10 protein-coding genes and 1 tRNA gene are annotated in these 10,944 nt (G+C 71.1%); 2 read left to right on the forward strand and 9 right to left on the reverse strand.

The window, feature by feature from the left end:
• Positions 1–85: 85 nt before the first annotated feature.
• From ABD363_RS00760 to ABD363_RS00770, 3 genes are read right to left on the reverse strand one after another with little or no spacing between them, the layout of a single operon-like run.
• On the reverse strand, positions 86–1,003 hold the full coding sequence (locus ABD363_RS00760) for a carbohydrate ABC transporter permease (protein ID WP_425577915.1): 918 nt from the start codon (positions 1,001–1,003) through the stop codon (positions 86–88).
• Positions 1,004–1,015: 12 nt separating this feature from the next.
• A complete protein-coding gene (locus tag ABD363_RS00765; RefSeq protein ID WP_344599353.1) occupies positions 1,016–2,029 on the reverse strand; it encodes a carbohydrate ABC transporter permease in 1,014 nt (337 codons plus the stop codon).
• A 5-nt stretch (positions 2,030–2,034) separates the two neighbouring features.
• Positions 2,035–3,387, reverse strand: a complete 1,353-nt coding sequence (locus ABD363_RS00770) for an ABC transporter substrate-binding protein (protein ID WP_344599354.1) — start codon at positions 3,385–3,387, stop codon at positions 2,035–2,037.
• A gap of 379 nt (positions 3,388–3,766) precedes the next feature.
• Between ABD363_RS00770 and ABD363_RS00775 the strand changes: the two genes are divergently transcribed.
• Complete coding sequence (locus ABD363_RS00775) at positions 3,767–4,822, forward strand: LacI family DNA-binding transcriptional regulator (RefSeq protein WP_344599355.1); 1,056 nt, start codon at positions 3,767–3,769, stop codon at positions 4,820–4,822.
• A gap of 173 nt (positions 4,823–4,995) precedes the next feature.
• On the opposite strand, the gene ABD363_RS00780 is transcribed toward ABD363_RS00775, so the two are convergent.
• The 4 genes from ABD363_RS00780 to ABD363_RS00795 form a co-directional block, all read right to left on the reverse strand.
• A tRNA-His gene (locus ABD363_RS00780) sits at positions 4,996–5,068 on the reverse strand.
• Positions 5,069–5,178: 110 nt separating this feature from the next.
• Entirely contained in the window at positions 5,179–5,787 is a 609-nt protein-coding gene (orn, locus tag ABD363_RS00785) for an oligoribonuclease (RefSeq protein ID WP_344599356.1), read from the reverse strand.
• A 181-nt stretch (positions 5,788–5,968) separates the two neighbouring features.
• A complete protein-coding gene (locus ABD363_RS00790) occupies positions 5,969–7,243 on the reverse strand; it encodes a helix-turn-helix domain-containing protein (RefSeq protein WP_344599357.1) in 1,275 nt (424 codons plus the stop codon).
• Between the two features lie 377 nt (positions 7,244–7,620).
• Complete coding sequence (locus ABD363_RS00795; protein ID WP_425577916.1) at positions 7,621–7,902, reverse strand: hypothetical protein; 282 nt, start codon at positions 7,900–7,902, stop codon at positions 7,621–7,623.
• 312 nt (positions 7,903–8,214) lie between these two features.
• On the opposite strand from ABD363_RS00795, the gene ABD363_RS00800 reads away from it, so the two are divergent.
• Entirely contained in the window at positions 8,215–8,742 is a 528-nt protein-coding gene (locus ABD363_RS00800; protein WP_344599358.1) for a universal stress protein, read from the forward strand.
• 91 nt (positions 8,743–8,833) lie between these two features.
• On the opposite strand, the gene glmS is transcribed toward ABD363_RS00800, so the two are convergent.
• Together glmS and ABD363_RS00810 are read right to left on the reverse strand one after the other, a co-directional pair.
• The gene (gene glmS / locus ABD363_RS00805; RefSeq protein WP_344599359.1) at positions 8,834–10,651 is read right to left on the reverse strand and encodes a glutamine--fructose-6-phosphate transaminase (isomerizing); all 1,818 of its coding nucleotides are present in this window, start codon (positions 10,649–10,651) and stop codon (positions 8,834–8,836) included.
• A gap of 13 nt (positions 10,652–10,664) precedes the next feature.
• Positions 10,665–10,922, reverse strand: a complete 258-nt coding sequence (locus ABD363_RS00810; RefSeq protein WP_344599360.1) for a hypothetical protein — start codon at positions 10,920–10,922, stop codon at positions 10,665–10,667.
• Positions 10,923–10,944 lie beyond the last annotated feature (22 nt).

Genomic DNA, 10,944 nt, shown 5'->3' on the forward strand with positions numbered 1-10,944 from the left:
GAGTCGAGGAGATCGACGGGTAGGAGGGAAGGGGAGGGGAGGGAGGGGGCCGAGGCGGCGGTGACCCGGCCCCCGCGAGCGGGCGTCAGCCCTTGACGGCGCCCTGCATGATGCCGCCCACGATCTGCTTGCCGAAGATCGCGAAGACGAGCAGCAGCGGCAGCGTACCGAGCAGCGCGCCCGCCATGATCAGCGACTGGTCGGGGGTGTAGCCGCGGCCCAGGCCCGCGACCGCCACCTGCACGGTCGGGCTGCCGTTCTGCGTCAGCACCAGGAACGGCCACAGGAAGTCGTTCCAGGTCTGCACGAACATCAGCATCCCCAGCACCGCCATCGCGGGCCGCGCCGCCGGGAACACCACGTGCCAGACGATGCGCCAGCTGCCGGCGCCGTCGACCCGGGCGGCCTCGATCAGCTCGTCCGGCAGCGCCTGGATCAGGTACTGCCGCATGAAGAACACCCCGAACGCGCTCACCAGCGACGGGAAGATCACCGCCTGCAGCTGGTCGGACCAGTCCAGCTTGGCGACCATCATGTACAGCGGGATCACACTGAGCTGCGGCGGCACCATCATCGTGCCGATCACCACCAGCATCAGCGCGTTGCGGCCCTTGAAACGCAGCTTGGCGAAGGCGAACCCGGCGATCGTGGACAGGGCGACGATGGTCGCCGCCGACACGCCCGCCACGAAGGTGGTGTTGAGGAACGCCTCCCCCAGGTTGGCGTCCTTCCAGGCGATCTCCAGGTTGTCCATCAGGTTGGAGCCGAACCAGAAGGGCGGCGGGGTCTGCGCCAGGCGCTGGTTGTCCCGCGAGGCGGCGATCGCCGTCCACACCAGCGGGAACAGCGAGCCGACGGTGAACAGGGCGAGGATGACGTACGCGATCGGGCCCGCGTGCAGCGTCCCGCCCGCACGCGCCGCCCTGGGCCGCAGCACGCGCTCCGGCTTCTTTCCAAAGGTCCCGGGGGCGGCCGGATCCGCCTCGGTCGATGTCGTCGTCACGGCCGGTTCTCCTTAACTACTGGCGCGCAGCCGGCGCGAGATGACGTAGTTGACGATCCCGATCACGATGAGGATCAGGAACATCGTCCAGGCGATCGCGGAGGCGCGGCCCAGGTGCTGGTTGACCCAGCCCTGCTCGTACAGGTACAGCCCGAGCGTCTGGAACTGGTGCTGCGAACCGCCCGAGGCGCCCTTGTTCGCGTCGAACAGCAGCGGCTCGCCGAACAGCTGCGAGGCGCCGATGGTGGACACCACGCAGGTGAACAGGATCGTCGGCCGCAGCGAGGGCAGCGTGACGTGGAAGAACTGCTGCCAGCGGTTGGCGCCGTCCAGCGCCGCCGACTCGTACAGATCCTGCGGGATCGCCTGCATCGCCGCCAGGTAGATCAGCGCGTTGTAGCCGGTCCAGCGCCAGATGACGATGGTCGCCACGGCGATCTGCGAGGGCCACTTGTCGTTCTGCCAGTCGATGCCGTCGATCCCGACCGCGCCCAGCGCCCAGTTGATCATGCCGTAGTCGCGGCCGAAGAGCAGCACGAACACCAGCGAGGCGGCGGCGATCGAGGTCGCGTACGGCGCGAGCATCACGACCCGGTAGAAGGTCGAGCCGCGCAGCTTGTAGTTGAGGATGTGGGCGATGCCCAGCGCCATCAGCAGCTGCGGGACCGTGGAGATGATGCCGATGGTCAGGGTGTTCTTCGCCGCGTTCCAGAAGAAGTCGTCGTCGAAGATCCGGGTGTAGTTGCGCAGGCCCACCCACGTCATGTCGGTGGGCGCGGTCAGCTCCACCTGGTGCAGCGAGGCCCAGCCGGTGTAGACCAGCGGGAACAGCCCGAAGGCCAGGAAGAGCAGGAAGAACGGCGAGACGAACGCGTACGGGCTCCACCGCATGTCCCGCTGCCAGCGCCGGGACAGCCGGGCCCGCTTCCTCGCCGCCTCGGGGTCCGCCGCGCCGGCCGGGGGACGGCCCGGGGCCGCGCTCCCCTCCTTCGAGGGGAGCGCGGCGGTGTCGTGCCTGGTCGCCATTCCGGTCACTGGTCCAGGTTGTTGTCGATGGTCTTGGTGGCCGTCTTCCATGCCTCCTCGGGCGACTTGCCCTGGGCGACGAGGATGACGCCGTTGTCCGTCAGGCCCTGCTGGATGATCTGGTCCTTCGGGCCGATGATCTGGACCGGGCTGGTCTCGGCGGCCGCCGCGAAGATCTCGCCGATCGGGGCGTCACCGGTCATCTCGTTCTTGGCGTTCTTCACCTCGGGCAGGCCGTACGCGGTCTGCGCGCTCGGGAAGCTGCCCTGGACGGCGAAGAGCTTGGCCTGCTGCTCGGGCGCGGTCAGCCAGGCGGCCAGCTTCGCGGCCTCCTCCGCGTTCCTGCCCGACTTGGGCACGGTCAGGAAGGAGCCGCCCCAGTTGCCGGCCTTCGGGGACGCGGCCACGTCCCACTTTCCGGCCGCGTCCGGCTTCGACTTGCCCTTGATGTAGCCGAGCATCCACGGCGGGCAGGAGATCGCGGCGAACTTGCTGTTGGCGATCGTGGTGTCCCAGGCCGGCTGGAACTGGGTCTGGTTGCCGACCAGCCCGTCCTCGGCCGCCTTGGCGGTGAGGTCGAAGGCGGCCTTGACGGCCGGGTTCGTCTTGTAGACGACCTTGCCGGAGGAGTCGTAGAAGCGCTTCTTCTCGCTGCTGAGGATCGCGTTCAGCAGGCCGCCGGGGGAGTCGACGAAGGTGGTGCCCTTCGGCGCCTTCTTCTGGTAGTCCTCGCCGACCTGGACGAACTTCTCCCAGCTGCCCGCCCACAGCTTGCCGACCTCCTCGCGGTCGGTGGGCAGACCGGCCTTCTCGAAGAGGTCCTTGCGGTAGCAGATGGCCATCGGGCCGACGTCGGTGCCGAGGCCGACGGTCTGGCCGTCCTTGGTGGTGGCCTGCTGCCACTTCCAGTCCAGGAAGTCGCTCTTCTTGCCGTACTTGGACAGGTCCAGCAGCTTGTCGGACTGGGTCTGGACGATCTCGGCGATGTTGCCGACCTCGACGCCCTGGATGTCCTGCAGACCGCTGTTGGTGGTCAGGTGGTTGACGAGCGCCGGGTAGTAGTTCTCGTTGCGCTCGACGACCGTCTGCTGGATGTCGATGTCCGGGTGGAGCTTCTCGTACTCCTTGTAGAGGCCCGCCTCCTCGAAGCCGAAGGTGCCGAAGAGCCCCAGGGTGATCTTGGTCTTGCCGCTGCCGCCGTCCGCCGACGAGCCGGAGCCGTCGTCACCGTCGTCGGCGCAGCCGGCCAGCAGCCCGGTGCCCAGCGACACCACGGCCGCGAGGGCCAGCGCCTTGCGGGCGAGGGGGGTTCCCCCGCTCGAACGGAGCCGAGCGTGGGGGAGGGTACGTGCTCGCATTGCGTCCTCCTGTTGCCCTGACGTGCCGACCCCCCGGCCAACGGCATTGTTGGGCCCGTTAGTTGTCTTGCGTTCGGCGCTGCGGCTCGGGCGGGGAACGTGCGGGATGTGTATGTGTCAGGTACCGTGGGAGCGCTCCCACCGGTGATGTGTTGAAGGGTCTCGGGTCCGGCCGGGGGTGTCAAGGGAGTCGACGCCCAGAGATCCGTTCAGTTATCGGGCCGTTAACTGGACCCGACCCACCCCCGGCGGAAGCCGGGCTCGGGACCGGTCCGACGGTAGCGGAATCTGGAGACGACGGCGGCGGGGAAGGTCACCCTCACCGGCGCGGCTGTTAGATTCCAGGCCAGCGTGACGACGACGGCGGGAGGCGAAGCCCATGGCAGGCCACGGAGCGCGGAGCCGGAGCGGCGGCCGGCCCACCCTCGAAGAGGTGGCGGCGCGCGCCGGCGTCGGCCGCGGCACGGTCTCCCGGGTGATCAACGGTTCGCCCCGGGTCAGCGACGCGACGCGCGCCGCGGTGGAGGCGGCGGTCGCGGAGCTGGGGTACGTGCCGAACACGGCCGCGCGGGCCCTGGCGGCCAACCGCACGGACGCGATCGCGCTGGTCGTCCCCGAGCCGGAGACCCGCTTCTTCGCGGAGCCGTACTTCTCGGACATGCTGCGCGGCGTCGGCTCGGAACTGTCCGAGACGGAGATGCAGTTGCTGCTGATCTTCGCGGGCAGCGACCGGGAGCGGCGGCGCCTCGCCCAGTACCTCGCCGCGCATCGCGTGGACGGCGTGCTGCTGGTCTCGGTGCACGCCGACGACCCGCTGCCCGACCTCCTGGCCCAGCTGGAGATCCCCGCGGTGATCAGCGGCCCGCGGTCGGCCGCGGAGACGCTGGCGTCCGTGGACTCGGACAACTACGGCGGCGCCCGCCAGGCCGTCGAACACCTGCTCTCCCGGGGCCGCCGCCGGGTCGCCCACATCACCGGCCGCCTCGACGTCTACGGCGCCCAGCGCCGTGTCGACGGCTACCGCGAGGCCCTGCGCGACGCGGGCCACGCCGTGGACGAGGCCCTGATCGAGCCCGGCGACTTCACCGAGGAGGGCGGCCGGCGCGCGATGGCCGCGCTGCTGGAGCGCCGCCCCGACCTGGACGCCGTCTTCGCCGCCTCGGACGTGACCGCGGCCGGCGCCCGCCAGGTGCTGCGCGAGGCGGGCCGCCGCATCCCCGACGACGTGGCCCTGGTCGGCTACGACGACTCGGCCATAGCCCGCCACATGGAGCCGCCCCTGACCTCCGTCCGCCAGCCCATCCAGGAGATGGGCCGCCGCATGATCGACCTCCTCCTCACGGAGATCGCCGACCGCCGTCCGGCGGTGTCCCGGGAACTGGAGCGGCGGCAGGTGGTGCTGGCGACGGAACTGGTGGAGCGGGCGTCGTCCTGACACCGGCGGCCGCGCCCGCCCTTCCTCGCCCGATCGCCCGGCCGGGGGCGGTGGTTTCCGTACGGCCGGACGGCCGGGACCCTCCCGGGAGTCCGGGGGCCGCCGGGGGAACCGCCCGGGACACGAGAGAGGCCGCCGGCCTGCTTTCGCAGGCCGGCGGCCTCTTCGAGGAGGGTGAGTGACGGGACTCGAACCCGCGACATCCTGGACCACAACCAGGTGCTCTACCAGCTGAGCTACACCCACCACGACCGGCTGTTGAGATCAGTGATTTCCCCGACCGGCCGAGAAAAAGTGTACAGGGTCCGAAGGGGTGCTCGCGCCAGGCTCTCGCGGCGCCCCTCCGATGCGCCCTGTCAGCCCCGCTGAGCAGGCAGGACGTGCTTGGCGGCGATCGTCTTGGCGGTGTCGGAGTCGGGGCCCGGCTGGGGGACGAAGATGGCCTCCCGGTAGTAGCGCAGCTCCGCGATGGATTCCTTGATGTCGGCGAGCGCGCGGTGGTTGCCGTTCTTCTCCGGGCTGTTGAAGTACGCCTTCGGGTACCAGCGGCGGGCCAGCTCCTTGATCGACGAGACGTCGACGATGCGGTAGTGGAGGTAGTCCTCCAGCGTCGGCATGTCGCGGAGCAGGAAGCCGCGGTCGGTGCCGACCGAGTTGCCGCACAGCGGGGCCCTGCCGGGTTCCTTGACGTGCTCCCTCACGTACGCCAGGACCTGCTCCTCGGCGTCCTTCAGGGTCGTGCCGTTCGGGAGCTCGGCGAGCAGCCCGGACGCGGTGTGCATCTGGCGCACCACCTCCGGCATCGTCTCCAGCGCCCGCTCCGGCGGCCGGATGACGATGTCCACGCCCTCGCCGAGCACGTTCAGCTCGGAGTCGGTGACGAGGGCGGCCACCTCGATGAGCGCGTCGTCGGACAGCGAGAGGCCGGTCATCTCGCAGTCGATCCACACCATGCGATCGTTCATGTGCCCAACCCTACGGCGCGCCGCCGCGGGCGGGGCCGCGGCCGGTGTGACCTTGCGCGCAGGGGTGCCCGGCGCTTGGCCGCGGCCGCCGGGGCGGTCCACCGCGCCGCACGGCGAACCGGGGTCCACCCGGGCCTGGCGCCCCGGTGGACCCCGGTCGGTCCGCGTCGTCACCCGTTTCTCAGGTGGCGCTCCGCTGCCCCGGCAGGCTCGCCCGGCTCGGCACGTACTCGCGGTCGCGGCCGTTGTCCGACGGCGCCGTGGACAGGGAGGCCGGTGAGCCGACCGCGTTCGCGGCCGTGCGGCGGGTCTGGAACGGCACCTGGCTCTCCGGGGGGAGCGGGACGGCCGGCTGCCCCGGCGTACCGGTGCTCCCGGCGGAGCCGGGGACCGGGACGGTGTTCTGCTGCCCGTCGCCGTCCGCCGGCTTGTCGCCCTGCGGCCGGCGTGCGCGGTACGCGGCCCGGTAGGCGGCCGGGGACGAGCCCAGCTGCCGGCGGAAGTGGCCGCGCAGCGCCACCGGCGAGCGGAAGCCGCAGCGGCCCGCGACCTCGTCCACCGAGTAGTCCGACGTCTCCAGCAGGCGCTGCGCCTGCAGCACGCGCTGCGTGATCAGCCACTGCAGCGGCGCGCTGCCGGTCAGCGAGCGGAAACGGCGGTCGAAGGTACGGCGGCTCATGTACGCGCGGGCCGCCAGCGTCTCCACGTCGAACTGCTCGTGGAGGTGCTCCAGCGCCCAGGCGACGACCTCGGCGAGCGGGTCGGCGCCGATCTCCTCCGGTAAAGACCGGTCGAGGTAGCGCTCCTGGCCGCCGCTGCGGCGCGGCGGGACCACCAGGCGGCGGGCCAGTGCCCCGGCCGCCTCGTTGCCGTGGTCCGTGCGCACGATGTGCAGGCACAGGTCGATGCCGGCCGCCGTGCCCGCGGACGTGAGGACGTCGCCGTCGTCCACGAAGAGTTCTCGTGGGTCCACGTGCACCGACGGGTAGCGCTTGGCCAGCGTCGGCGCGTACATCCAGTGTGTGGTCGCGGGGCGGCCGTCCAGCAGGCCCGCCGCCGCGAGGACGAAGGCGCCGGTGCACAGCCCGACGATGCGGGCGCCCTCCTCGTGGGCCCGGCGCAGCGCGTCGAGCGCCTCCTCCGGCGGCGGCGAGGTGATCGAGCGCCAGGCCGGCACGACGACCGTGCCGGCGCGTGAGATCGCCTCCAGGCCATGCGGTGCGGTGAGTTCCAGGCCCCCTGTGGTCCGCAGCGGGCCGTCCTCGCCGGCGCACACCAGTAGTCGGTAGCGCGGCACGCCGGCGTCCTGGCGGTCAACCCCGAACACCGACAGTGGTATGGAACTCTCGAAGATGGGGCCGCCGCTGAACAGCAGCACCGCGACGATCTCCTTGCGGCGTCGCCCGGACAGCTTCCGGGCTGCGCCTTCCGGCGCGGCAGTGGAGTCGTGGCTCATACTGCTAAGCCCCCCTCGGTGGTCGCGGCTCCTCGGTTGTGTCGCTCCTGCACGTTTCCCCTCGGTCCTGCACGAGTCCCCCGCCGTAGACAGTCAAGATCGAATCTACTGTGTCGCGCCATGCCGGCGTGGCCGGTTCGGCACGCGGCACATTGTCGACATGGCAACTTGGCGTAAAGCATTCGATCACGAAGCGTTGCACTCGTGGGGCGCGCAGGGAAGTGCGCCTTGTCGCAGTGGCCAATCCGCGTAGGGTGCGCAAGCCCCCCGAGGTCCTTTCCGTGCAGGTGGAACGGGGGTCGGGGGGTGGTTCCGGCCGGTGATGCACGAGAACCAGAAGTTGGCTGAAAAGAAGCGGGCGAGGGTGTGAAAACCGGTCAGCCGACCGGTGTGTTCTCCCCGTCGCGCCGCTCGCCCCCGCGGGCCGCGAGCCGTTCGGACCGGCGCAGCAGGAGCCGGCAGGCGCCCGTGACGGCGGCGAGACCGAGGGCGGTGCCGGCGGCGCCGGCGAGGGAGGTGCCGTACCAGAGCAGGACGACCGGGACGAGGAGGCAGCTGAAGGCCGCCCAGCGGATCAGCCCGGTGGCGGTCGTGGTGGGGGCGGGCTGGGGCCGGGGGGCCGTGCTGGGGTCCTTGGCGGGATGGCTGGGTCCGGACACGTGCGTGCTCCCTGGGGCGTGGCTCACCGGGGTTCAACGCCGGCCCGGGCGGCGGGTCACGGACGGGGCGCCGTGCCGGGCGACCGGCCAGGTGAATCCTGGGCGAACCGGCTGTACGGCGCAGCAACCATTGCGTTACGGGCGTCCCCTCGTGCATGCTCCGGGGAACCGCCACGGACGGTGCGCGGGATCTGGGCCGAGGATGCGTGCCGCCGTACCCTTGAGGGTATGGGGTGGGGAAGACGACTCCCGGACACGGCTCCGCCGCGCACCGTCGTCCCACCCGACAAGGATCACAACGCCGAGACAGCCATGGCCGGTCACGAATTCTTCGAACCCGCGGACCGCAAGCGGCCGGTCGCCGATCCTACGGCGGCCGATCCGCTGGCGGCGCAAGAGCCACGCCATGCGTGCGACCCCGCTTTCAGGCACGGGGTGGTCGTCGGCTTCGACGGCTCCACGTCCAGCGAGCGCGCCCTCGCGTACGCGATCGGCATGGCGCGGCGCTCCGGCGCCGGCCTGATCATCGTTCACGTCGCCAACCGGCTGCCGACCACGGTGTGGGCGGGCTGCGAGCCGCCGGTCTTCGTCGACGTGCCGGACCACCGCACCGAGGTGCTCGGCCTGGAGCTCGCCTGCGCCGACTACCTCGCCGAGGTGCCGTGGATCCTGGTCGAGCGCGGCGGCGACATCTGCCACGAACTCGAAGAGGTGGGGCGGGAGTACGAGGCGGACGCCATCGTGGTCGGCTCCACGCACGGCGTCGTGGGACGCATCTTCGGCTCCGTCGCCGGGCGGCTCGCCAAGCGGGCGCGGCGGCCGGTCGTCGTCATCCCGTAGCCCCCTTTGCGCATCCGCCGCGCCGGGCGGGGAGCGGACCCCTGGGGCCGGTGGCGCCCGCGGGGCCCGCTCCGCCGGTGGCGGGGGCGGGCTACTCCACCGTCACCGACTTGGCGAGGTTCCTCGGCTTGTCGATGTCCCGGCCGAGCGCCAGGGCCGTGTGGTAGGCGAGGAGCTGGAGCGGGATGCCCATGAGGATCGGGTCGAGTTCGTCCTCGTTCTTCGGGACGACGATCGTGTGGTCGGCCTTCTCCTGCTCCTGGTGGGCGACGGCGAGGATGCGGCCGCTGCGGGCCTTGATCTCCTCCAGGGCCGCGCGGTTCTTCTCCAGCAGGTCGTCGTCCGGCACGATCGCGACCGTCGGCAGGGCGGGCTCGATCAGCGCCAGCGGGCCGTGCTTGAGCTCGGAGGCCGGGTAGGCCTCGGCGTGGATGTAGGAGACCTCCTTGAGCTTCAGGGAGGCCTCGCGGGCCACCGGGTAGCCCCGCACACGGCCGATGAAGAGCATCGAGCGGGCCTCGGCGAACTGCCCGGCCAGCTTCTCGATCTCCTCCTCCAGCTTCATGATCTCGGAGATCTGCTCCGGCAGGCGGCGCAGGCCGTCGATGATCCGCTTGCCGTCCCGGACGGACAGGTCGCGGGTGCGGCCCAGGTGCAGGGCGAGCAGCGCGAAGGCGACGCAGGTGTTGGTGAAGCACTTCGTCGACACCACGCAGACCTCGGGGCCGGCGTGGACGTAGATGCCGCCGTCCGCCTCGCGGGCGATCGCGGAGCCGACGACGTTGACCACGCCGAGCACCCGCGCGCCCTTGCGCTTGAGCTCCTGGACGGCCGCCAGCACGTCGTAGGTCTCGCCGGACTGGGAGACCGCGACGTAGAGGGTGTCGGGGTCGACGACGGCGTTGCGGTAGCGGAACTCGGAGGCCGGCTCGGCGTCGGCGGGGATGCGGGCCAGCTCCTCGATCATCTGGGCGCCGATCATGCCCGCGTGGTACGAGGTGCCGCAGCCGAGGATCTTCACGCGGCGGATCCGGCGGGCCTCGCGGGCGTCCAGGTTCAGGCCGCCGAGGTGCACGGTGGAGAAGCGGTCGTCGATGCGGCCGCGCAGCACGCGGTCCACGGCGTCGGCCTGCTCGTGGATCTCCTTGTGCATGTAGGTGTCGTGGCCGCCCATGTCGTAGGAGGCCGCCTCCCACTCCACGGTGGTCGGCTCGGCGGTGGTGCGGGTGCCCTCGGTGGTGTAGGTCCGGAAGTCGTCGGCCTTGAGGGTGGCCATCTCGCCGTCGTCGAGGGTGACGATCTGCCGGGTGTGGGCGACCAGGGCGGCGATGTCCGAGGCGACGAACATCTCCTTCTCGCCGATGCCGAGGACGACCGGGGAGCCGTTGCGGGCGACGACGATGCGGTCGGGGAAGTCGGCGTGCAGCACGGCGATGCCGTACGTGCCCTCGATCAGCCGCAGGGTCTCGCGGACCTTGTCCTCCAGCTTCTCGGCCGGCGAGCGGGCGATGAGGTGGGTGAGGACCTCGGTGTCGGTCTCGGAGAGGAACTCGACGCCGTCCGCCTCCAGCTTGCGGCGCAGGTCGGCGGCGTTGTCGATGATGCCGTTGTGGACGACGGCGACCTTGCCCTCGGCGTCCAGGTGCGGGTGGGCGTTGACGTCGGAGGGGGCGCCGTGGGTGGCCCAGCGGGTGTGGGCGATGCCGGTGGTGCCCTTGAAACGCGCCGGGACCTTGGCCTCCAGGTCGCGGACCCGGCCCTTGGCCTTGACCATCTTCAGGCCGGTCGTCTTCGGGGACGTGACGACGATGCCCGCGGAGTCGTAGCCGCGGTACTCCAGCCGCTGCAGACCCTCCAGCAGCAGGGGCGCCACATCACGCTTCCCGATGTATCCGACAATTCCGCACATGTAGGTGTATTCCTCAGCCGTAGACGATGCGGCGCAGCTGGCGGAGCGTCAGCTCCGGCGGTGCCACCGCCCGGTATTTCAGGTCCGCCCCGATCCGCTCGAAGATCGTCGCGTTCACCAGGCCCTGGGCCTGCAGCTCGCGGTGGCGGCGACGGACGTACTCCTCGGTCGTCTCGTCGAAGTAGGCGAGCACGTCCTGGACCACACGCAGCGCCTCGCCCCGGTCGAGGGGGGTGGAGCGCGTCAGATGATCAACGAGTTCGTCGTGCACCCGGTAGATCCTGGAGTACCGG

The sequence above is a fragment of the Streptomyces glaucus genome (genome assembly GCF_039533365.1).
GTDB lineage: Bacteria > Actinomycetota > Actinomycetes > Streptomycetales > Streptomycetaceae > Streptomyces > Streptomyces glaucus.